The 22,101-nt window shown below is 54.7% G+C and carries 24 protein-coding genes and 1 tRNA gene; 13 read left to right on the plus strand and 12 right to left on the minus strand.

Annotated features, from left to right (window positions below):
* Positions 1-188 precede the first annotated feature (188 nt).
* Positions 189-419, plus strand: a complete 231-nt coding sequence (locus C7K08_RS00005; RefSeq protein WP_106498610.1) for a hypothetical protein — start codon at positions 189-191, stop codon at positions 417-419.
* 168 nt (positions 420-587) lie between these two features.
* Here the strand turns inward: C7K08_RS00005 and C7K08_RS00010 are convergent, their stop codons facing one another.
* Positions 588-854: a hypothetical protein gene (locus tag C7K08_RS00010; protein WP_106498611.1), complete on the minus strand. Its 267-nt coding sequence runs from the start codon at positions 852-854 to the stop codon at positions 588-590.
* A gap of 35 nt (positions 855-889) precedes the next feature.
* Here C7K08_RS00010 and C7K08_RS00015 point away from each other — a divergent pair, with 35 nt between their 5' ends.
* Positions 890-1,447, plus strand: coding sequence for a DNA-3-methyladenine glycosylase (locus tag C7K08_RS00015; protein ID WP_106498612.1), 558 nt, complete (start codon positions 890-892; stop codon positions 1,445-1,447).
* A 145-nt stretch (positions 1,448-1,592) separates the two neighbouring features.
* Positions 1,593-2,612 carry an aspartate carbamoyltransferase catalytic subunit gene (locus C7K08_RS00020; RefSeq protein WP_106498729.1) on the plus strand — a complete coding sequence of 340 codons (1,020 nt, stop codon included), beginning with the start codon at positions 1,593-1,595 and terminating at the stop codon, positions 2,610-2,612.
* Here the strand turns inward: C7K08_RS00020 and C7K08_RS00025 are convergent.
* From C7K08_RS00025 to C7K08_RS00045, 5 genes are all read right to left on the minus strand, one after another.
* Positions 2,609-4,081: an NAD(P)/FAD-dependent oxidoreductase gene (locus C7K08_RS00025; RefSeq protein ID WP_106498613.1), complete on the minus strand. Its 1,473-nt coding sequence runs from the start codon at positions 4,079-4,081 to the stop codon at positions 2,609-2,611. The genes C7K08_RS00020 and C7K08_RS00025 overlap by 4 nt on opposite strands.
* A 67-nt stretch (positions 4,082-4,148) precedes the next feature.
* On the minus strand, positions 4,149-4,481 hold the full coding sequence (locus tag C7K08_RS00030; RefSeq protein WP_241536927.1) for a DUF565 domain-containing protein: 333 nt from the start codon (positions 4,479-4,481) through the stop codon (positions 4,149-4,151).
* A gap of 179 nt (positions 4,482-4,660) precedes the next feature.
* Positions 4,661-4,861, minus strand: a complete 201-nt coding sequence (locus C7K08_RS00035; RefSeq protein WP_106498615.1) for a hypothetical protein — start codon at positions 4,859-4,861, stop codon at positions 4,661-4,663.
* 63 nt (positions 4,862-4,924) lie between these two features.
* Positions 4,925-5,224: a hypothetical protein gene (locus C7K08_RS00040; protein ID WP_106498616.1), complete on the minus strand. Its 300-nt coding sequence runs from the start codon at positions 5,222-5,224 to the stop codon at positions 4,925-4,927.
* Positions 5,225-5,229: 5 nt separating this feature from the next.
* Positions 5,230-5,302 (minus strand) — tRNA-Ala (locus C7K08_RS00045).
* A 27-nt stretch (positions 5,303-5,329) separates the two neighbouring features.
* On the opposite strand from C7K08_RS00045, the gene isiD reads away from it, so the two are divergent.
* Together isiD and coaBC are read left to right on the plus strand one after the other, a co-directional pair.
* Entirely contained in the window at positions 5,330-5,545 is a 216-nt protein-coding gene (gene isiD / locus C7K08_RS00050; protein ID WP_106498617.1) for a protein IsiD, read from the plus strand.
* A gap of 2 nt (positions 5,546-5,547) precedes the next feature.
* Complete coding sequence (coaBC, locus tag C7K08_RS00055; protein WP_106498618.1) at positions 5,548-6,822, plus strand: bifunctional phosphopantothenoylcysteine decarboxylase/phosphopantothenate--cysteine ligase CoaBC; 1,275 nt, start codon at positions 5,548-5,550, stop codon at positions 6,820-6,822.
* On the opposite strand, the gene C7K08_RS00060 is transcribed toward coaBC, so the two are convergent.
* The gene (locus C7K08_RS00060; protein ID WP_106498619.1) at positions 6,770-7,072 is read right to left on the minus strand and encodes a hypothetical protein; all 303 of its coding nucleotides are present in this window, start codon (positions 7,070-7,072) and stop codon (positions 6,770-6,772) included. The two genes, coaBC and C7K08_RS00060, sit on opposite strands and share 53 nt — an antisense overlap.
* Before the next feature lie 82 nt (positions 7,073-7,154).
* Between C7K08_RS00060 and C7K08_RS00065 the strand changes: the two genes are divergently transcribed.
* The 5 genes from C7K08_RS00065 (at position 7,155) to C7K08_RS00085 (ending at position 12,222) form a co-directional block, all read left to right on the plus strand.
* Positions 7,155-7,988, plus strand: a complete 834-nt coding sequence (locus tag C7K08_RS00065) for a photosystem II manganese-stabilizing polypeptide (protein ID WP_106498730.1) — start codon at positions 7,155-7,157, stop codon at positions 7,986-7,988.
* A gap of 25 nt (positions 7,989-8,013) precedes the next feature.
* Positions 8,014-9,156: a sulfate adenylyltransferase gene (sat, locus tag C7K08_RS00070; protein ID WP_106498620.1), complete on the plus strand. Its 1,143-nt coding sequence runs from the start codon at positions 8,014-8,016 to the stop codon at positions 9,154-9,156.
* 44 nt (positions 9,157-9,200) lie between these two features.
* Positions 9,201-11,054 carry an ATP-dependent zinc metalloprotease FtsH3 gene (gene ftsH3, locus C7K08_RS00075; protein WP_106498621.1) on the plus strand — a complete coding sequence of 618 codons (1,854 nt, stop codon included), beginning with the start codon at positions 9,201-9,203 and terminating at the stop codon, positions 11,052-11,054.
* 28 nt (positions 11,055-11,082) lie between these two features.
* Complete coding sequence (locus C7K08_RS00080) at positions 11,083-11,700, plus strand: bifunctional 4-hydroxy-2-oxoglutarate aldolase/2-dehydro-3-deoxy-phosphogluconate aldolase (RefSeq protein WP_161955784.1); 618 nt, start codon at positions 11,083-11,085, stop codon at positions 11,698-11,700.
* 72 nt (positions 11,701-11,772) lie between these two features.
* Positions 11,773-12,222, plus strand: a complete 450-nt coding sequence (locus C7K08_RS00085; protein ID WP_193464793.1) for a hypothetical protein — start codon at positions 11,773-11,775, stop codon at positions 12,220-12,222.
* Here the strand turns inward: C7K08_RS00085 and aroC are convergent.
* Positions 12,211-13,314, minus strand: coding sequence for a chorismate synthase (gene aroC, locus C7K08_RS00090; RefSeq protein ID WP_106498623.1), 1,104 nt, complete (start codon positions 13,312-13,314; stop codon positions 12,211-12,213). The two genes, C7K08_RS00085 and aroC, sit on opposite strands and share 12 nt — an antisense overlap.
* A 75-nt stretch (positions 13,315-13,389) precedes the next feature.
* Between aroC and nth the strand changes: the two genes are divergently transcribed.
* Positions 13,390-14,043 (plus strand): endonuclease III, encoded by a 654-nt coding sequence (gene nth / locus C7K08_RS00095; protein ID WP_106498624.1) that lies wholly within the window; start codon positions 13,390-13,392, stop codon positions 14,041-14,043.
* Between the two features lie 71 nt (positions 14,044-14,114).
* Here the strand turns inward: nth and psbA are convergent, their stop codons facing one another.
* The gene (gene psbA / locus C7K08_RS00100) at positions 14,115-15,194 is read right to left on the minus strand and encodes a photosystem II q(b) protein (RefSeq protein ID WP_106498625.1); all 1,080 of its coding nucleotides are present in this window, start codon (positions 15,192-15,194) and stop codon (positions 14,115-14,117) included.
* 141 nt (positions 15,195-15,335) lie between these two features.
* On the opposite strand from psbA, the gene C7K08_RS00105 reads away from it, so the two are divergent.
* A complete protein-coding gene (locus tag C7K08_RS00105) occupies positions 15,336-16,937 on the plus strand; it encodes a photosystem II high light acclimation radical SAM protein (protein WP_106498626.1) in 1,602 nt (533 codons plus the stop codon).
* 1 nt (position 16,938) lies between these two features.
* Here C7K08_RS00105 and C7K08_RS00110 read toward each other — a convergent pair whose 3' ends face one another.
* Genes C7K08_RS00110 through C7K08_RS00120 form a run of 3 tightly spaced genes read right to left on the minus strand, consistent with a single transcriptional unit; the run spans position 16,939 to position 19,277 of the window.
* On the minus strand, positions 16,939-17,667 hold the full coding sequence (locus tag C7K08_RS00110) for a CPBP family intramembrane glutamic endopeptidase (RefSeq protein ID WP_106498627.1): 729 nt from the start codon (positions 17,665-17,667) through the stop codon (positions 16,939-16,941).
* Positions 17,667-17,996 carry an ATP-dependent Clp protease adapter ClpS gene (gene clpS / locus C7K08_RS00115; RefSeq protein ID WP_106498628.1) on the minus strand — a complete coding sequence of 110 codons (330 nt, stop codon included), beginning with the start codon at positions 17,994-17,996 and terminating at the stop codon, positions 17,667-17,669. Before clpS ends, C7K08_RS00110 begins: the two co-directional genes overlap by 1 nt.
* 45 nt (positions 17,997-18,041) lie before the next feature.
* Positions 18,042-19,277 (minus strand): LL-diaminopimelate aminotransferase, encoded by a 1,236-nt coding sequence (locus C7K08_RS00120; protein WP_106498629.1) that lies wholly within the window; start codon positions 19,275-19,277, stop codon positions 18,042-18,044.
* Between the two features lie 63 nt (positions 19,278-19,340).
* Here C7K08_RS00120 and C7K08_RS00125 point away from each other — a divergent pair, with 63 nt between their 5' ends.
* The gene (locus tag C7K08_RS00125; RefSeq protein WP_106498731.1) at positions 19,341-21,926 is read left to right on the plus strand and encodes a TIGR03936 family radical SAM-associated protein; all 2,586 of its coding nucleotides are present in this window, start codon (positions 19,341-19,343) and stop codon (positions 21,924-21,926) included.
* The last annotated feature ends 175 nt before the right edge of the window (positions 21,927-22,101 follow it).

The following is a 22,101-nucleotide window of genomic DNA, read 5'->3' on the forward strand; positions in this document are numbered from 1 at the left end:
ATAGAAGTTAGTCCCCACAGCACACAATGCTTGCAGCTTGCAGCTAATGAATGGCGTTTAGCTTTAGAGAGGATTGGTTGGTTTCGTGCGGCAGCTGGAGAGCAGGTGCTGCTGAGCGGTAAGTGCTCAACACTTTTGAAGATAAGTTTCATGCTTTGCTAGAAATGCGACTTTCGCAGACCTAAATTATGAAAGTAACTGTTGAGCTTTCAGAAAATGAGATGGCTGAAATTCTTGATTTTACTGGTGAGAGTAAGAAAGGTCCTGCAATTCGCCGCCTGATGGAACAAGCTTTGCAGCAGCTACATCGCGTTCAGATCGCTCAGCGCTTCATTGGCGGCGAGTGGGGGGTGGAGTTGGAGAGTTTTGAAAACGACCGGGATCGTGACCGACAGCGAGCACAGGAGCTAGCCGAATGATCACGCTGCTCGATTCCAGCCTCTGGGTTGAATTCACCCTTGCTCGTTGCCCGGCTCCTCATARAAAGTTCATCGATAGGCCGAATCGTGATCAGGGTGAAGTGAGAGGAAGCGCAGCCATAARCCATCGCGCCAGGCCTTTGCTGGCTTGGATYTGCTCCCAGGTCATCACTTGCAGCTCAGCTGCTGCTCCAGCACATCGAGATCAGCAGCGTTAGGTGGTTCGATAATTGCAAGAAGAGCACTATCAAGCCGGGCAGAGGCTTCTGGCTGATGGAGCCAGAGTTCAGAATCTGGAATGGTATAGGCGGTTTTGATCACCCACACGCCAGGTTCGCTGCTTTCGATAAGCACGGTGCGCCCTGCATATTCCTTACCCAAGGAATTCTGGCCGCTCAAGCCAACCTGCTTAGCCACCAGGCATGAAGTGTTCATGCTAGTAAAGCCTTCATGCCAGCCTAACGAAACTTCTGCGCCTCCCCCAAGCCTTCTTCGCCCGCCCCGCCGAGCTGGTGGCACCTGAACTGATCGGTTGCCTTCTGTTGAAACGCCAAGCAGATGGCGAGCTATTAAGTGGCGTGATTGTGGAAACGGAGGCCTATTGCCAGAGCGAGCCTGCGTGCCACGGCTATCGCCGCCGCACCCCCAGCAATGAAACGCTGTTTGGCCCACCAGGTAATTGGTATGTGTATCTCACCTACGGCATTCACCACTGCGTAAATGTGGTAACCGATCGCGATAACTGGGCTAATGGTGTGTTGCTGCGCGCTGTTGCCCTGCCCGCTGGGCCACCGCGGCTGGCAGCCGGGCCTGCACTTTTGGCGCGATGTTTTGGCATTGATCGATCCCAYAACGGCCTGCCGGCAAACCAGGAATCTGGTTTGTGGTTAGCGGAAAGATCGCCAGAGTTGGGAATAATTACCCCYGATAATCTGGTGCAAACCGCCCGCATTGGCATCAGTCAAGGGAAGGAATTGGCTTGGCGTTGGTATCTARGYGGCAATAAAAGTGTTAGCCGCCTGGGCTGATCRTTAGTAAWCAATTTATAGCCTCCAGTAATAGCAAAGCCTGCGSTGCCAGTGGGCTGGCCGCTGGTTTTTGCAATGGCTTCCAACCGTCCCCTAGCCAACTGCAAGGAACCCATTAACTTGGATTTGTTTGTTTTGCGCAGTTTTGAGCAACTGGAGCCATCGCCATGTGCTTGATCTAGCTGCGTTTTCGCTTGCTAACTACACCACTGTTCTCGAGTTGGCGAGCCGCTTTAGAGCTATTCCCATGGGCGGCCAGCGGCGTTTGCCTGCCCTCCAAGGTCGYTTAGTAACAACACTGTTTTTTGAACCCAGCACCCGCACCCGCAGCAGTTTTGAGTTGGCAGCCCGCCGCCTTTCCGCTGATGTGCAGAGCTTTTCTCCCGCCAGTAGTGCCCTTAGCAAAGGCGAAAGCCTCCTCGACACCGCCCGCACCTATGTGGCCATGGGTTCTGATGTGTTGGTGGTGCGCCATAGCTGCGCTGGTGTGCCAGCTGCCCTGGCTCGCGACCTAGATCAAGCCGGTGAACGGGTGGCAGTGCTCAATGGTGGTGATGGTTTACATAGTCACCCAAGCCAGGCCCTGCTTGATCTATTCACCATGGCCCGTTATTTCGCGCCGGAATCTCCCACCCCAGCAGCATTACAAGGCAAACGCATCGTGATCGTTGGTGATGTGCTCCATTCCCGCGTTGCCCGTTCCAACCTATGGGCCCTCACGGCCTGTGGCGCTGAAGTGGTGCTATGCGGGCCGGCCACGCTCCTGCCTGATGCCTTTGCTCAATTTGTGGCGGCACCGCCATCGGGTTTAAGCCTTGATCCAATCGCAAATCGCGGTGCGGTGCACTTAGAGCGCAACCTAGATAAGGCCTTAGCTGGAGCCGATGCGGTAATGACCCTACGGCTACAAAAGGAACGCATGCGCCAGCATCAAATCACCAGCCTTGAGGCCTATCACCGCAGCTATGGCATCACCCATAAACGCCTAGGGGCCTGCGCTAAACCCGTGCCAGTGCTGCACCCTGGCCCTGTTAATCGCGGGGTGGAATTGAGCGGTGAGTTATTAGATGAYCCGCAAATCAGCCTGATTGATGAACAGGTACGCAACGGAATCCCCGTGCGGATGGCGCTTTTATATCTAATGGCAGCTAGCGAAGAGCTTTAACTRTTGGCTTGATCTTGTGGCTTGCCGGCATTGCGGAAGTTGTCGATCGCTTCTGCCATTGCTCCACCCATATCGGCGATTGATGTTTCACCGGCAATACCCATTGGAAATGGTGCGCCGCTGCCCTCTAGTCCCACGTGTTGGCTCGGCATACCAGTAATCAACARATCACCACGTTGTTGGCTAAGCACGGCCCAAAGCCACTTAACAAGTAGCGATACGCGGTTTTCATCGTCGGGCATAAAGGCCAAGTGAGCTGCAGCCCAAAGGCCCCAGCCGCTGGCGCCCACCAATTTGAGGCCGCGCAGATCAGCCACCGCACTCACCCTGCCCAACACCGCCATCGTGCCGAAATCAAAAAATGAAAATGGCTTGATCTTGTTACCAATCAATTTCGCTTTGATGTCTTTTGCAACCCAGCCACCCATTTGGGTTGCAGGGCCGGCCATGCCAGGTAGCGGTTTGCCATCACTGGTGTGGCTGTARCTGCATAGATCACCCACCACACGGATTTCAGGGTGGCCGGGAATTGAGAAATCAGGCTCCACCACCACGCGGCCGCCGCGATCAAGCTGGCAACCGGTTGATTCAGCCAGGCTCTTACCCAGATGGGATGCCCTCACACCAGCTGTCCAAAACACATTTGCAGCCTTGATGCGCACATCACCATTGGGGGTGCCAACCAACACCTCCCCAGGCACGATTGATTGCACCCGCCCTTGGAATAAGAATTCAATACCCACCGATTTCAAATGGGCGCCAGCAGCTTCCGATAGCAATGGATCCATTGCCCGCAATACGCGATCGCCGGGATCAACCAACACRATSCGGGTGCGGCTGATATCAACCTGTTTGAAATCTTTCGCCATTGCATTACGCATCAGCTCCGATACGGCACCGGCCAATTCACAACCAGCCGGTCCGCCACCAACAATCACAACGGTTTGGAGRAATTCCCGTTCCTTTGGATTTGGAGTTTGTTCTGCTTGCTCTAAAGACATCAATAAACGCCGCCTTATTTCGGCGGCGTGCTCAAGGATTTTCATTGGCGGCGCGATGCTGCGCCAATCCTCATGGCCGAAATAGGTGCTGCCAGATCCGGCAGCCAGGATTAGRTRGTCGTAACTAAAAGATTTGCCATTAAAAATGATCTCCTTGGCATCGGCTTGGATATCGCTTACCTCCCCCAGCAGCACTTGCACATTGCGCTGGGCACCCACCAATAGGCGCAAAGGTGTTGCCACATCATTGGCACCCACCAAGCCGGTTGCCACCTGGTAGAGCAAGGGCTGGAACAGGTTGAAATTACGTTTATCGATCAGTGTTACCCGCACATCCGCCCCTTTAAATGCTTTGCATGCCTTAACGCCAGCAAAGCCCCCACCAACAATCACCACATGGGGTTTATCGCGCAATTCCTCGCTTGGTGGCTCCAGTTCAAGGAAAAAACGTTCTTTAGTGGCGGCCATGGCTTTGCATTYGAACGGATATACCTAAAAGATATGGCTTGGTTTCGTTAAGCACWGGCAACGGTGCTCACACGCTGGCTTTAAAACCCTCCAGCAGCAGGCCATAGATCACGCCCATGCGTGCCATATCAAGCAACCCCAGSAGCAAGCGATCGCCCCCTTTGCGCAGYAGCGGTTTACGAACCCTGATTGCTAATTCAGCAACCAGCACGCARAGCAAAGCGGCAAGTGGATCTAAAAAACTCAATGCACCAGCTAAGGCACCAATGCTTGCGCCAGTGCTGAAACCACCTAAAAAGATGATTAAAAGCAGCGAATAGCGCCTCCAGGGATTCTGGCTCCAGCTTTCCAGCTGCAGCAGTGCTTGGCTGCCGTATAAGCGAAGACGGGTGTTTTGCACTGGGCTATRAATCGGGTTATTAATCCAATTTGTGCGCTGAATCCAATTTATTGGCGAAGCAGCCGATGATCCCCATCACCTGGCCCAAGCTTCGCCATCRCTATATATACACCAAATATGCGKGCAGCTGTTGTGCTTGGCACTACAGCTAGTGGGTGGGYACCTAATTGTGGCTGATTTCAGGAATCAGCTTCTTTTGCCTTGCGGCTGGTTTTACCTTCTAAAAGCTCCAGCAGTGCTTCCATTTGGGCCATCACGCCCCGCACTTCACCGGCTTCTGGCAAAAGGCCGTCGTCCATTACCCCCTGGTGCATTTCACGCAGTTCCTGGCGGATGTAACGGAGGTGGCTCACCACCTGTTCGCGCTTCGACTGCGACATGCGTTGAGGTTTGTTGATTAATGACCCTTTGTACCCCATTGCGGGGCCRCCGCCGCGATAACCTCACCGCCTTTTGCGGCAAACCCTCTCCAGCAGGCTGTTTGCCAGGGTGAATGGTTTGGYTTTAAACCATTCCTCTGCCTCCCCCTGCTTTCGCACCCGGGCTCCAGCGCAATCCACTTCGTAGGGCACAAGCCGGCTGCCACTGCCATCTTTGTTTTGGCGTTCGGTGTAAACCAAAACGCCGTTTTCCACTTCCCGCGGAGCGATCGGCGCCAGAATTATCTTGTGTTGTTCAGTTTCCAATAGGGGCATTGTTCCAACCCAGGTGGTYAGCAACGCGCTTATTAGGTTTTTGCCCATGGCGATGGAGAATAGGGGATTCGAACCCCTGACCTCTGCGGTGCGATCGCAGCGCTCTACCAGCTGAGCTAACTCCCCAGGGACCTCGATTTGAAATTAACACCCATGTCTGAACCCGTCGCCATCTCTGAAAGCATTTTGGCCGCCCACACGGAAGATTCGGTGGCAGCCTTAGCCCAGCGCCTTGATGCCGACGACTACGCCAATCCCTTCGACAGCCTCAATGATTGGCACCTGATGCGGGCCCTAGCTATCCATCGACCCGATCTGGTGCGCCCCTATGTGCAYTTGGTAGATCAAGAACCATTCGACGAGGAATAGCAATGCCAGCCGCCCCAGCTGATCCCCTAGCGGGCAAGCGCCTGCTACTGGCTGTAAGCGGCAGCATCGCAGCRGTAAAAGTGCCGCAATTAGTGAGCGCCCTTGTGCAGCGYGGCGCCCAGGTGCGTTGTGTGCTCACCCCAAGTGCAGCTCAGCTTGTGAGTGCCTCAGCCCTAGCCAGCCTGTCGCGCAATCCCTGTTACGTAGAGGCCGATCAATGGTTGGCAAGCCAGCCCAAACCATTGCATATCGAACTTGCGGAGTGGGCTGAGTTGGTGCTGGTGGTGCCCCTCAGCGCYAGCAGTTTGGCCCGTTTAGTGCATGGCCTTGCCGATAATTTGCTGGCATCAACCCTGCTGGCTTCTGAGGCGCCTCGTTTGCTGGCCGCCGCCATGAACACCAGCATGTGGCAYGGGCCTGCGGTGCAACGYAATTGGCGCCTGCTCCAGGCTGAGCCKGGCCTGTTGGCCTTAGAACCAGCCAGCGCTGGTTTATTGGCCTGTGATCGCCGCGGAGCTGGCCGCATGCGGGAGCCGGCCCAATTGCTGCTAGCGGCTGAATCCCTTGCCCTGCATGGTGCCAACCAAGACCTCAAGGGCTTGCGCTTGTTRATCAGCGCCGGCCCAAGCCGCGAAGCCCTAGATCCAGCTCGGTTCCTATCGAATCCCTCCACCGGCAGGATGGGCGCCCTAATGGCCCTGGCGGCCCAATGGCGGGGTGCTGAGGTGAAGTTGCTGCACGGCCCCTTGCAGCTGGATCCCGCAATTCTCGAGGGMYTGGAATGCCATCAATTCACAAGTGCCGCTGATCTAGAGCTTCTACTCAAACAGCATCAAGCYTGGGCWAATGGKGTGGTGATGGCTGCTGCAGTGGCCGACCATCGCCTGCAGAGGCCAAATCCAGAAAAACTAAGCAAAACCGATCTGCATCAACAGCTGCTCCARCCTGAAGCTTGGCAAACGGTGCCAGATCTATTGCAGGCCATGGTGGTAGCCAAGCCCCAGCAACAGGTTTTGATGGGGTTCTGCGCCCATACCGGCGATGGGTTAGCCCAGGCCCAAGCCAAATTGAGCCAAAAAGGCTGTGATCTGCTTTTCGCTAATCCGATCGATCAAGCTGATGCCGGGTTTGCTGCACCCACCAATAAAGGCTGGTTGTTGCAGCAGGGAGCAGCGCCGCAACAGCTGGGCCCCTGCGGCAAGTTGGAACTTGCCCATCAATTGCTCAGCCAGCTGAATCGCTGCCTTCAGGATTTAAATGTTCCAACAGGGTTTTGATTTGTAGCCGCGGGATGTAAGGCCAGCCGCCACTTTGTTCAATCGCCTGTAACAAGGCAAATAAACGGCGGCGATCCGCAGGCAGGCTGTTGCGTAGGGCCCCCTCCTGCAGGCGCCGATGCACTCCCTCCATTTCCCTTAATACCGCCAGCAGGGCGATGGGATTTCCCTCGGCTTCTGCGGCAAGCAACTGGGCCTCTGCTTGCCATTTGGCGAAGCGTTGGCTCCAGTCCGTTTCGGCTGTGGCCATCGAGATGTTTAGAGGCGCGACATCCTATCCGGCACAAGGAGTTTTCGGTTGTACGATCGCCCCCATGCCTTCTTTGCTCCCCATGCATAGCCTGAGGAAACTTCTCCAAGCAGCCATAACCCTTTGCCTGGCAGCTTGTTTGACCCTATTAACCGCCTGCAGTGGGGGCGCTAAAGCGATTGATCGAGCCGATCTCACCTACGAAGACATTCACAACACCGGCCTCGCTAACGACTGCGCCACCCTGCCGGAATCCGCCCGCGGCACCATTGCCCTCCAGGCCGGCAGCCGTTATCAGCTCAAGGAAATGTGCTTTCACCCCAGCACGGTTGCAGTGAAAGGTGAACCAGCCAACAAGCGCCAAGAGGCGCAATTTGTTGATGGCCGCATCCTTACCCGTTACACCTCCAGCCTGGATTCCGTATTTGGCGACCTAACGGTTGAGGGTTCCGGTTTGCGCTTTAAGGAACTGGGYGGGATCGATTTCCAACCAATCACAGTGCTTCTGCCCGGCGGCGAAGAGGTGCCTTTCACCTTCTCCAGCAAGTTGCTTGATGCCACCGCCGAGGGCACCAACCTCTCCACMAGCACTGATTTCGAAGGCCCCTATCGCACCCCCAGCTACCGCACCAGTAATTTCCTTGATCCCAAGGGCCGTGGCCTCACCACCGGCTACAGCAGCGCCATGGGTTTAGTGCCCGCCGGCGACGATGAGGAGCTGCGTAAAGAGAACGTGAAGCGTTATGTGGATGGCTCCGGCACGATGAATTTCTCGATCACCCGCCTGGATGCCCAAACCGGTGAATTTGCAGGGGTRTTCACGGCGATTCAACCYTCCGACACCGACATGGGYACCAAAAAGGTGGTTGATGTGAAGGTGAGCGGTGAGCTCTATGGCCGTTTGGAAGCAGCTTGATTCCCGCCTCAACTAACTACCCCCTATGACTACCCTKATCGCYCCCTATGGGGGCAGCTTGGTGGATTTGATGTTGCCTGTTGAGCAGCATCAAGATCTGCTGGCTGATGTAACCACCAGCATCGAATGTTCCGATCGCAACGCCTGCGATGTGGAGCTCCTGGTGGTGGGTGGTTTCTCCCCTGAGCGGGGTTTTATGCACCAGGCTGATTACAACGCTGTRGTGGCTGGTAATCGCACCAGTTCGGGCTATTTATTTGGCTTGCCACTTGTTTTTGATACCGATCGGGATGATTTGCAACTCGGTGATCGGGTACTACTCACYTACAAAGGTCAAAAGCTTGCGGTTTTAACCGTTCAAGACCAATGGTTGCCCGATAAAACAATTGAGGCAAAAGGTTGCTACGGCACCACCTCCCTTGAACATCCAGCGGTGCGCATGGTTKCGATGGAACGCAAGCACCGTTATCTGGGTGGTTCATTGCAGGGGCTCGAGTTACCCAAGCGGGTGTTTCCCTGCAAAACCCCTGCTCAAGTAAGGGAGTCATTGCCACCTGGGGAGGATGTGGTGGCTTTTCAGTGCCGTAACCCAATCCATCGCGCCCACTACGAGTTGTTCACCCGGGCACTCCATGCCAGCAATGTGAGCGCAGCTGCTGTTGTGTTGGTGCATCCCACCTGCGGCCCCACCCAGCAAGACGACATTCCCGGCAATGTGCGCTTTCAAACCTAYGAAAGGCTCGCTGCTGAAGTTGATAACCCGCGTATTCGCTGGGCCTATCTCCCCTATGCCATGCACATGGCGGGGCCGAGGGAAGCGCTGCAGCACATGATTATTCGCCGCAATTACGGCTGCACCCACTTCATCATYGGCAGGGATATGGCCGGATGTAAGTCGTCTATTAGCGGTGAGGATTTCTACGGCCCCTACGAAGCCCAGGATTTTGCTAGGGCCTGCGCGCCGGAACTGGCCATGGAAACAGTGCCCTCATTGAACCTTGTTTATACCCAGGAAGAGGGCTACGTAACCGCTGAACATGCTGAGGCCCGTGGTTTGCATGTGCAAAAACTGAGTGGCACCCAATTCCGGCAAATGCTGCGCAGCGGCGAGGAAATTCCTGAGTGGTTTGCCTTCCGCAGCGTTGTTGAGGTGCTCCGCGCCCCCTGAAACTCAGGATCGGTTAACATTCCTTTACTAACGAGGTGGGTTAAGTGGCAGGCAAGAAGGGCTGGCGTAATGCRGGTTTATACGTGCTKTTGGTGGTGGTGTTGATCGCCCTTGGCACTGCCTTTATGGGCGGCAGGCCCGCTCCAGCAAACGCCCCAAGAAGTTTGCGTTACAGCGATTTCATTGAAGCGGTGCAAGCAAATCAAATYTCTAGGGTGCTGATTTCACCAGAYCGCGGCACTGCTTTGGTAGTTGAAAGCGATGGCCGCCGCGCTGAAGTGAACCTCGCTCCAGATAAAGACCTGCTCAAAATTCTCACCGATAACAAGGTTGATATMGCCGTTCAACCAACCCGTCAAACCCCTGCTTGGCAGCAGGCAGCCAGCAGTTTGTTGTTTCCAATTCTGTTGCTTGGCGGTTTGTTTTTCCTKCTGCGCCGYGCCCAAGGTGGCGGTGGTAACCAAGCCATGAGTTTTGGTAAAAGCAAAGCTCGGGTGCAAATGGAGCCCCAAACCCAAGTTACTTTCAATGATGTTGCTGGCATTGAAGGAGCAAAACTTGAACTCACTGAGGTGGTTGATTTCCTTAAAAACCCAGAYCGCTTCACTGCTGTTGGTGCAAAAATYCCTAAAGGTGTGCTTTTAGTTGGCCCGCCYGGCACTGGTAAAACCCTGCTTGCAAAAGCCGTTGCYGGTGAAGCTGGAGTGCCTTTTTTCTCAATTTCAGGTTCTGAATTTGTTGAAATGTTTGTGGGTGTGGGTGCTAGCAGAGTTCGTGATCTATTTGAGCAAGCTAAAAAGAATGCCCCTTGCATAGTTTTTATTGATGAAATYGATGCCGTTGGTCGCCAAAGGGGTGCAGGCCTCGGTGGTGGCAACGATGAAAGGGAGCAAACCCTCAATCAGTTGCTCACTGAAATGGAYGGKTTTGAGGGCAACACCGGCATCATCATTGTTGCCGCCACCAACCGCCCTGATGTGCTTGATGCAGCCTTAATGCGKCCSGGCCGTTTTGATCGTCAGGTGGTGGTTGATCGCCCTGATTACAGCGGTCGCCTTCAGATCTTGGGCGTACATGCCAGGGGTAAAACCCTTTCAAAAGATGTTGATCTCGACCGTGTTGCCAGGCGCACCCCTGGCTTTACCGGTGCTGATCTCGCCAATTTGCTAAACGAAGCCGCAATCATGGCKGCCCGCAGGCAAYTGGTGGAAATTTCCATGGATGAAGTGAAYGATGCGATCGAAAGGGTGATGGCAGGCCCTGAGAARAAAGATCGCGTAATGAGTGAAAGGCGTAAACGTTTGGTTGCWTACCACGAGGCTGGCCATGCCCTTGTTGGTGCCTTAATGCCCGACTACGACTCAGTACAAAAGATCAGCATCATTCCCCGCGGTAATGCAGGCGGCCTCACCTTCTTTACCCCCAGTGAAGAACGGATGGAATCCGGCCTCTACTCCCGYTCCTATTTGCAAAACCAAATGGCCGTTGCCCTGGGTGGACGGGTGGCTGAGGAGATTGTTTACGGAGAAGACGAGGTAACAACTGGTGCTTCCAATGATCTCCAGCAGGTGGCCCGCGTTGCCCGCCAGATGGTTACCCGTTTTGGCATGAGCGATAAGTTGGGGCCCGTTGCCCTAGGCAGATCCCAGGGCGGCATGTTCCTTGGCCGCGACATAGGCGCCGAGAGGGATTTCTCAGAAGACACAGCCGCCACCATCGATGCTGAGGTATCTGAACTAGTGGCRGTTGCCTACAAACGGGCCACCACKGTGCTGAGCGCTAACCGMGCCGTGCTCGATGAATTAGCTGATCTCTTGGTGGAACAGGAAACAGTTGATGCCGAGCAATTGCAGGAGCTCCTATTGCTCCGTGATGTGCAGGTTGCCGACTACGCCTAAACAAGATCCGGCAGGATTGCATTCTTCCTTGGCCGTAAGCCCGCTGCTTGCGGTGTTGCGGCCAAACTGCAGCACCCAGGCTGAGCAACAGGTGGCAGCTGTTGCGGCAGCTGGTTTCCGCCATGTGGAACTCTCCTGGAATGCGGAGCCCTGGTGGTTTGATTTGTTATTGGATTTGCAACGCCAATGGCCCCTGTTGCGCTTTGGTGCAGCGGCCATCCGCGAGCCTGAGCAGCTTCAAGCCATAGCAGCCCTGGGCCTTACATACGCCATGGCGCCAATTGCAACTGAGCCYTTGCTGCAGTTGGCCCAACAGCTTGGCATCACCCTTGTGCCAGGKGTATTTAGCCCCACGGAAATCCACCACTTCGGCAGCGTTTGCAGTGGGGCATCWGGCTTGGTGAAACTTTTCCCTGCGGCAGCTTTAGGCCCCACCTATTGGCGGCAACTGCAGGGTCCMCTTGCTCCGCTGCCCTTTTGTATTGCAGCCGGTGGCATTGCCCCAAAAGATCTAGCCAGTTGGTTTGCAGCAGGTGTGCAGGCAGTGGCTTTGGGCTCCAGCCTGTTTGATTCCAGCAATTGTTTGCGGCCTGGGCATATCGATAGCCTYGCGCCATTCGCGGTAGCTAAGCCAAACCGCAACTGAGCCATTGGCGTAATTAGTTGCCATTGCGCGTCTCAAGTGCTACTCCTGGGATAGGGARTTTTTTTCTTTCCAATGGCACAGCTCACCATCAAGCTCAGCGATAAGGCGCTTGCTTTGATTACTCAATTGCAAAAGGAGATCTTTAACCGCCGCCGCAAAAAGGTAACCACCGCTGGTGTGGTTGAAACCYTGATCGAAAGTGGCGCCAAATCACAAAGCGACAAACGCTTTGCTGCCTCTTGGCAAAATTTGGTGGCTGATATCGAAAGGGCCGCCAAGGTGGCAGACACCTATGGCAACAAGCCCAGCAGCCTCAGTGATGCGGAATGGGCCTTGGTATTGAGCCATCGCACCCGCCCCCAGCGCAAACCAGTTGCCCCTAAACCAGCTGCTGCTGCCAAAAGAACAGCTGCTAAACCAAGCGTTGCTAAAYCAAGGGTTGCCAAGAAAGCGGTAGTTAAAAAACCAGTTGCCCGCCCCGCGGCAAGCAATGSTGCCGTAGCTCCAGCATCAGTTTCCTGAGTTAGCTGCGCTGCCACATTGACCTCGCTGGCGGAGCCAATGGTCTGCCAGCACTAGGGCAACCATCGCTTCCACCATTGGCACGGCCCTTGGTAATACACAGGGGTCGTGCCTGCCTTTAGCCGCCAATGTGGTGGCCTCACCGCGGGCATTGATGGTTTGTTGCTCCTTGCGGATTGTGGCGGTTGGTTTAAAGGCCACTCGAATCACAATCGGTTCGCCGTTGCTGATCCCGCCTTGGATGCCACCGGAATTATTGGTTGCCGTATGCAAGCTGCCATCTCCAGTTGCTAGGAAAGCATCGTTGTGTTCACTACCCAGCAGTTGGGTGCCAGCAAAGCCAGAACCKATCTCRAAACCCTTGGTGGCAGGTAAAGACATCACCGCCTTTGCCAGGTCGGCCTCCAGTTTGTCGAAAACGGGCATGCCAATACCCACCGGCGGCCTCCTCACTACGCACTCGATCACACCACCACAGGAATCACCATCGCGGCCGATCGCTTCAATCCGTTCGATCATTTGAACCGCCATCGCTGCATCTGGGCAGCGCACAATATTGGCCTCCACCATTTCAAGGGTGGGTAGATCCGTTGGAATAACAGCTTCTAGGTTGTGGATCCGCCGCACCCAGGCCAATATYTCGGTGCCATGGGTTTGGGCTAGTAGTTGTTTGGCAATGGCACCAGCTGCCACGCGGCCAATCGTTTCCCGCGCTGATGCCCTACCGCCTCCACTGGGGGCTTGGATGCCATATTTKGCCTGGTAGGTGGCATCGGCGTGGGAAGGGCGAAAGGCCACTTCCATCTCTTTGTAATCCTGGGGCCGTTGGTCTTTATTGCGCACCACCATGGCAATAGGTGTGCCAAGGGTGACGCCATCTAATAAGCCACTGAGGATTTCCACTTGATCCGCTTCCTTGCGGGGTGTGGTGATCTTGCTTTGACCTGGCTTGCGCCGATCAAGCTCGGCTTGGATCGCAGCTAGATCMAGGCAAAGCCGTGGCGGACAGCCATCCACAATCACCCCAACACCGCCGCCATGGGATTCACCAAATGTGGAGATCCGAAAAAGCTGGCCAAAACTGCTGCCCATAAATCAMTAAAACCTGAGGCTGAGCTTGATCAGCTCGAGATCAAATTCATTATGGTTCTCTCGAGGTGATAACCAATGCGCAAGGCTGAAAGGGCTGCCCTTGTTATGCAAAGGCTGGAGCAGCACTACCCAGAAACTCCAGTGCCGCTTGATCACAGTGATCCATTTACSTTGCTTGTGGCGGTGTTGTTAAGCGCCCAATGCACCGATAAAAAAGTAAACGAGGTAACACCAGCTCTTTTTGCGGCCGGGCCTAACCCTGCTGCCATGGCAGATTTAACAGAAGCATCGATTTTTAGCCATATTCGTCAATTGGGGTTAGCTCGAACTAAAGCAGCCAATGTRAAACGGCTAGCTGAATTATTAATTGAACGCCATGCAGGCCAAGTACCTAAGAGTTTTACAGCCCTTGAAGCCCTGCCTGGGGTGGGTCATAAAACAGCCAGTGTGGTGATGGCTCAAGCCTTTGGTGTGCCGGCATTCCCCGTAGACACCCACATTCACCGCTTAGCCCAGCGCTGGGGCCTTAGTAATGGTGAAAATGTGGCCCGCACTGAAACCGATTTGAAGCGTTTATTTCCAAGGGAGGYATGGAATAAATTGCACCTCCAAATAATTTTCTATGGCCGTGAATTTTGCACCGCCCGCGGCTGYAATGGCATGGTGTGCCCCCTTTGCAAAGAGCTGTTTCCTAATCGCCGTAAACCATTGCTTGCCAACAAGGCCTAAACCATTAAAAAGCCCCCGCGTTAGCGGGGGCGATTTCTATTCCTCTAATTAAGCGTTTGCTTAGTTAGTGATCAACCGATTGCAGGGGCGGTTAGGGCTACAGGAGCGCTTTCAGCTGCTGCAAGGTCGAGGGGGAAGTTGTGAGCATTGCGCTCGTGCATTACTTCCATACCCAAACCAGCGCGGTTCAAGATGTCAGCCCAGGTRTTYAGCACACGGCCCTGGGAATCCAGGATCGACTGGTTGAAGTTGAAACCGTTCAGGTTGAAGGCCATCGTGCTCACGCCAAGGGCGGTGAACCAGATACCCACYACAGGCCAGGCTGCAAGGAAGAAGTGCAGGCTGCGGCTGTTRTTGAAGGATGCGTATTGGAAGATCAAGCGACCGAAGTAACCGTGGGCAGCCACGATGTTGTAGGTCTCTTCTTCTTGACCAAACTTATAGCCGTAGTTCTGGCTCTCAGATTCGGTGGTTTCACGCACCAAGCTGGAGGTAACCAGTGAACCRTGCATTGCAGAGAACAAGCTGCCACCAAACACACCGGCTACGCCGAGCATGTGGAAGGGGTGCATAAGGATGTTGTGCTCAGCTTGGAACACCAACATGTAGTTGAAGGTGCCTGAAATACCCAGGGGCATTGCATCAGAGAARGAACCCTGACCGAAGGGATACACAAGGAACACTGCAGATGCAGCAGCCACAGGGGCGCTGTAGGCAATGCAGATCCAGGGGCGCATGCCCAAGCGGTAGGAAAGTTCCCACTCACGTCCCATRTAGGCATAGATGCCGATCAGGAAGTGGAAAATCACCAGTTGGAAAGGACCACCGTTGTAGAGCCACTCGTCGAGGCTGGCGGCTTCCCAGATTGGGTAGAAGTGAAGGCCGATGGCGTTGCTRGAAGGMACAACAGCGCCGGAAATGATGTTGTTGCCGTAGATCAAAGAACCAGCAACGGGCTCGCGGATGCCGTCGATGTCAACGGGGGGAGCTGCGATGAAGGCAACGATGAAACAGGTGGTAGCAGCAAGCAGGGTGGGGATCATCAGAACGCCGAACCAACCCACATAGAGGCGGTTGTCGGTGCTGGTAACCCACTCACAGAACTGCTGCCACGCAGAAGCGCTGGAGCGCTGCTGAATTGTGGTTTGCATGAGTTCGGGGGAAGTGTGGCCCGAGGGCCGGTATGGATGTCGGGATGTCCGACCTRTGCAATGTAACAGATCATTGCGGCTTGTAAAGCAAGCGCCCTTGTCTTTTCAGTTGTTAGGGTCCAGCCAGTTGGAGCTAATCGGGTGCAGCAGCCGTTAGTGCAGCTTGAAAACACAGCAGCAGAGCGGGTTTTGCTGGTGCGCTTGCCATGCAATCCAATTTTTCCGATCGGGCCGATTTATTTGGCKGATCACCTTCACAAGCTTTTCCCTGAGCTGCCCCAGCGCCTTCTTGATCTAGCTGCTGTGCCCTTGCTTGATGTGGAGCGGGTGCTTGCCAYAACAGTTGATGCYTTTAAACCCACCCTTTTGGTGTTTTCCTGGCGGGATATCCAGATCTATGCCCCCGTGGATGGCCGCGGYGGTAATCCGCTGCAGCATTCATTTGAAGTGTTTTATGCCTCAGGCCCCCTACGGCGACTGCGCGGTGCCCTAGGCGGCTTAAGGCTGATGGCYTCTTTTTATGGTGATCTTTGGCGCAATCTGCGCCTGGTGCGCCAGGGTTTACGCCGTGCCCGCAAGCATCACGCCACTGCCCGGGTGGTGCTTGGTGGTGGGGCCGTGAGYGTGTTTTATGAGCAATTGGCTAAGCAGTTACCTCGCGGCACTGTGGTTTCTGTGGGGGAAGGGGAGCCACTGCTTGAAAAATTGCTGCGCGGTGAATCCCTWGTAAATGAACGCTGCTTTGTTGTTGGTGAAGAGCCACGGCCTGGCTTGATCCATGAACAACCCGCGGGAATGGAGAAATCAGCCTGTAACTACGCATATATCGAGTCGATATGGCCCCAATTAAATTGGTATCTRGARGCAGGTGATTTCTACGTTGGCGTGCAAACAAAACGCGGTTGCCCCCACAACTGTTGCTAYTGCGTTTACACCGTTGTTGARGGCAAGGCCGTAAGGGTAAATCCGATCGATGAGGTGATAGCTGAAATGGCCCAGCTCTACGACCGTGGTGTGCGTGGTTTTTGGTTTACCGATGCTCAATTCATCCCCGCCCGTAGATATATAGAAGATGCCAAACAACTACTGCGGGCAATTCAAGCCCAGGGTTGGAGCAACATCCGCTGGGCCGCCTACATCCGGGCCGACAACCTCGATGCCGAACTAGCTGAATTGATGGTGGCAACGGGTATGGATTATTTTGAAATAGGTATAACTTCAGGCAGCCAAGAGCTGGTGCGCAAGATGCGCATGGGCTACAACCTGCGCACAGTGTTGGAAAATTGCAGGTTGCTTGCAAAGGCTGGCTTTAATCAGCATGTTTCAGTTAATTATTCCTTTAATGTGATCGATGAAAGGCCAGAAACCATTCGTCAAACCGTTGCCTATCACCGTGAATTAGAGCGCATATTTGGTGCCGATAAGGTGGAGCCAGCAATCTTTTTTATCGGCCTGCAACCCCACACTCACCTTGAGCAATATGGCTTTGATCAGGGTTTGATCAAGCCGGGCTACAACCCGATGAGCATGATGCCCTGGACCGCCCGCCAGCTGCTTTGGAATCCAGAGCCCATGGGTAGCAGTTTTGGCAGGATTTGTTTAGAGGCTTTCGCCACCAACCCCGCTGATTTCGGCCGCACAGTAATGGCTCTCCTGGAGCGGGAATATGGTTTGGCGCCCCTKGATGAAGCCTTGCAGGCGCCGCTTGAAGGTCGTAAAGCCCTTGCCAATGCTGTGCGTTAATTCACCACCAACGGCGCCGCACCCACAGCAACAGCAGCAGCGGTAGCCAAGCCAGCAAGCTGCCGATTGGATTTGCTTCCTGTTGGCCAATTAAGCCTTGATTGAGCACAAACCAGCCCCCCACCAGGCCACCATGCAASCCAACGGCCCCCCAAATCAGGCCACCATCCGCTCGCCGTTGCAAGCCCAAGGCAAGGCCCAGCAGGGTAAGCCCGCCAAGCAATCCCAATAGGGAAGCCAAAGGCAGGTTGAAMCGGGTGTGGGCAAGGCTGAAGATGAGCGCTTGAACCASCAATGCCAAGCCTGATTTACCGGCAAAGCGAAATTCAAGTTCTCCCATTAGCCAACCCCTAAATAGCAATTCCTCAGCAAAACCAACGCCAAGGCCTAGCACCAAGCCATTGAGCAATAACCCCGGGCTCAATGCTGGCTGCCATTGGATCTGGCCGGTTAGCAAGAGGCCGATTAAAAGAAAAATYAGCAGCAGCAATGCTTTGATCAGCCCCCGCAGCAATGCCTTGAATAGGGCTTTGCTGGATGGTGCMACCACCCCCAAGCTGATCCAGGGTTGCGTTTGCCCCCAGAGCTGTTTCACCCGCCAGGGCAAGCTCACCACTAAGGCAAGCAGCGCTGGCACTGCCGCCAGGGCMGGTGGGGCGCCMAGGGCCTGGCCACCAAGAAAAATCGCCACCAAAACCGCTGGATAGAGCAAGGTGTTAACCCAGCCCATCACTCCTCTGGCTCAATCGTGCTGCTAAGGCCTTTGCTCTTTAAGGATTCGCAGTAGAACTCAGCCGGTTCGATATCRCAAACGATCACAAGGCCCACGCCGGTGCTRTGGGCTTCAAGCATCACCGCTAGGGCATCCTGCTCGCTTAGGGATGGCACCACCTGCCGAAGGGTGGTAACCACGTATTCCATTGAATTAACGGGGTCGTTGTGGAGCAGCACCCGGTAGCGGGGCGAAGGTTTCCTTACCCGTTCGGGTGCTTTATCGAGCACTGCAACACCACCGGGATTGCCCTCTGGTGTTTGGGATGCTTGATGAGGATTGGTCATCCTGGCCAAGTCAGTCATAACGATTCAGATATGACGTTAGAAAATCTAGGCGAGCAATAGCTTCCTAATTCTGGTGATCGCCTCCTCCACATTGGCGCGGCTATTGAAGGCAGACAAACGGAAATAACCCTCACCGGCAGCACCAAAGCCACTGCCTGGGGTGCCCACCACATTTGCCCCTTGCAAAAGCTTGTCGAAAAACTGCCATGAATCAAGACCATTTGGCGTTTTTATCCACACGTAGGGAGCCTGTTCGCCGCCATAAACCTCAAGGCCAGCCTCCTTGAGGGCGCTTCTGATAATTGAGGCATTTGCCATATAAAAAGCCACCAGTGCCTTCACCTGGCCTTGACCCTCTGGGCTGTAAACAGCTTCCGCCCCTCGCTGCACGATGTAGCTAACACCATTGAAYTTTGTGCACTGWCGCCGGTTCCAAAGCCCCCAGATTTCTATTTCTTCGCCATTGGCAGCTTTACCCATTAGGCCGCGGGGCACCACGGTGATGGCGCAGCGGGTGCCTGTGAAACCAGCATTTTTTGAAAATGAACGGAATTCAATGGCGCAATTRCGGGCCCCTTCGATTTCATAAATTGAATGGGGYAATTCTGGATTTTGAATAAAAGCCTCGTAGGCAGCATCAAATAAGATCAATGAATTATTGGCGCAGGCATAATCAACCCAGGCTTTTAGTTGGCTTTTACTTGCAACAGCGCCSGTTGGATTATTGGGRAAACAGAGATAAATAAGGTCTACTTTTTCCTTTGGTATTTCAGCTGTAAAGCCATTTTCAGCGGTAATTGGCAAGTAGCTGAGTCCGCCATAACGGCCAGCTTCATCGGCATCGCCAGTGGCACCTGCCATCACATTGCTATCTACATAAACCGGATAMACAGGATCGGTAACAGCAATGCGGTTGTTGCTGCCAAGGATGTCGAGGATGTTGCTGCTATCGCATTTGGAGCCGTCGGAAACAAAAATCTCCTCGGCCGTGATCTGGCAGCCGCGGGCTTGGAAATCGTKKGMGGCAATTTTTTCACGYAACCACAGGTAACCCTGTTCGGGCCCATAGCCACGGAAGCCAGCGTGGGTGCCCATTTCGTCTACAGCTGCCTTCATGGCATTGCGGCAGGCCTCAGGCAGGGGTTCGGTTACATCACCAATGCCAAGCCGGATGATCGCTGCACTTGGATTGGCTTCGCTGAAGCCCTTTACCCGCCTTGCTATTTCAGGAAAGAGGTAACCCGCCTTGAGCTTTAGGTAGTTGCCGTTTACTTGCACCATGGCGCCGATGAATCTGGGCGGATTGTCCTACAGCACGGTGCTGCTTGGGCAGGCCTCCATAGGATTAAGAACCACCACAGCACTAAACCTCTGGACTTTGCTTCCCTGGTAAACAGCACCATTGCCAAGCCCGGCCGCTATCTGGGTAATGAGCTTGGGGTGCAGCCCAGGGATTGGCATGGCGCCTCAGTGCGTTGGGCCCTCACCTACCCAGAGGTATACGAGGTGGGGGCCAGCAACCTTGGCCACATCATTCTCTATTCGATYCTCAATGCCCAGCCGCGCCAACTCTGTGATCGCGCCTATCTGCCCGCCCCAGATTTAGCAGCCCGCCTTCGGGCTGCATCAGCCCCTTTATTTGCGGTGGAAAGCAGGCGAGCGCTAGCAAGTTTCCATATTCTTGGCTTCAGCCTCAGCTATGAACTCGGCGCCACCAATGTGTTGGAAATGCTCGATCTGGCYGGCATTCCCCTGCGGGCATCGGCGCGGGGTGATCTACCCCTAAATGATCCCGATGCTCCGCCTTTGATCTTTGCTGGCGGCCAAACCGCCACAAGTAATCCAGAACCTTACGGGCCGTTTTTTGATTTCATTGCCCTTGGTGATGGTGAGGAATTACTGCCGGAAATTGGCTTGGTTTTAGAAGAAGCGATCAGTGCGGGTTTAAGCCGCAGCGCTGCCCTGGCCGACTTAGCTGAAATACCCGGTGTTTATGTGCCTGCTTTTGGCAAAAGGCGGGTGGTAAGGCGCACCGCCACGCCAATGCCCCACTACGCCATGGCCCTGGTGCCAAATGTGGAAACGGTGCACGATCGACTCACGGTGGAAATCCGCCGCGGTTGCACCCGCGGTTGTCGCTTTTGCCAGCCGGGAATGCTCACYCGCCCCGCCCGTGATGTGGATCCCCAAACGGTGGTGGAGGCGGTGGAAACCGGCATGGTGCGCACCGGTTACAGCGATTTTTCGCTGTTGTCGCTCAGCTGTAGCGATTACCTGTCCCTGCCCGCCGTGGGTGTTGAACTGCGTAATCGCCTGCAGGAACACAATGTGAGCCTGGCTCTACCCAGCCAGCGCATCGATCGTTTCGATAGCAACATCGCCCATATCCTTGGCGGCACCAAACAGGGCAGCCTCACCTTTGCCCCAGAGGCTGGCACCCAAAGGCTACGCAACATTGTTAATAAGGGGCTCACCGATGCCGATTTAATCGAAGGTGTGCGCACTGCCATGCGCCATGGCTGGCGCAAGTTGAAGCTCTATTTCATGATTGGTTTGCCGGGTGAAACCGATGACGATGTGCATGGCATCGCTAATACGGTTGAGATGTTGCGTTATGAAATGCGCGATATCGGCAGGTTAGAGCTAAATCTCACCATCAGTAATTTCACCCCCAAGCCCCACACTCCATTTCAGTGGCATAGCGTTTCTTCCGCCGAATTCCTGCGGCGYCAAAAACTATTAAAAGAGCGCTTTGCTGAGCTGCGCGGTTTGAAAGTGAACTACACCGATGTGCGCCTTTCAGCGATGGAGGATTTCATCGGCCGCGGCGATCAAAGCCTTGCCGCTGTGATTGAGGCGGCATGGCGAGCCGGGGCCGGCATGGATGCCTGGTTCGACAACATCGAGCGCACCTACGGCGCCTGGACTGGCGCGATCGAGGCCGCTGGCATGGGCGGTAGATACAGGGCCCTTGAAATGGGTAGTTGGGCGGAGTTGCAGGCCCTCACCCCAGCGCAACGCCAACAGCGCTGCAGCGAACCTTTGCCATGGGATCACATCGATTCCGGTGTAAGTAAGCAGTGGCTCCAGGAAGACCTTGAACGGGCGCTTGGGGAGCAACAGCTACCTGATTGTTCCTTTGATAGTTGCAGCCATTGCGGTGTGTGTGGTGAAGGGTTGGGGCACAACGTGGTGCTGCCGGCTGCGCCCGTACCAGCGATCGCTAAACCGCGTAAACCGCCCAATAACCAAGTTGCCCGGCTGCGGGTTTGCTTCGCAAAAACCGCCGAAATGGCTTTGCTTAGCCATCTCGATTTGGTGCGTATTTTTGATCGYGCCCTRCGGCGGGCCCGYCTACCGGTGAGTTTTAGCGGTGGTTTTCATCCCCTGCCGCGGCTACAGCTAGCCCTGGCTTTACCCCTAGGKGCAGAGGCSCTAGCCGATTGGTTTGATCTCAGCTTCAGCGCAGAAATTGAGCCGGAGCGCTTCCTGGAACTATTGCAACCCCAAYTACCACYAGGGCTTCAYTTGAAYAGTGCCCAWGCCATTGCTGTGCATGCACCAGCGTTGAGCCAATCCTTRGTTTCTGCCAGTTGGCGCTTGAGGGTTGCTTTGCCACCAGGGGAGATCAATCCCAAKCCGGAGGAGTGGCAAGCAGCTCTGGGGGAATTATTGGTGGCGGAGCATCTGCCAGTGGCGAGCAAGGATCGTTTGGGCCGGCCTAAACAAAAAGATTTAAAGGCTTACTTATTGGATTTGCATTGGTATCACTGGCGGGCAGCGGGGGTGGAAATCGGCTTGGAAAGTGCGGTGGAAAAAAGCGGCCGCAGCCTTAAGCCAAACCAATTGCTTCAGTTGWTGGAACAGCGGCTGGATATACCCCTAATGCTTGAGCACCAAGTGCGGGAATCTTTGAATCTGGCGTGCTAACTTATAAACAAGGCGGAAGAACCGCCCGAAGAACCGCCCACGGTCTAGGTTGCGTTTATCGCTCCTTGCACTGATTGCGTTTAAGGGTTTTCCGGTATCCGTCCTTCCCCTGCCTTTGCAGCAGATCCATAAGAGCTGTAAGCAAGGTTTTTAGGGTTGGCATATGCATTGCTGT

The organism is Synechococcus lacustris str. Tous (assembly GCF_003011125.1).
Classification (GTDB): domain Bacteria; phylum Cyanobacteriota; class Cyanobacteriia; order PCC-6307; family Cyanobiaceae; genus Synechococcus_D; species Synechococcus_D lacustris.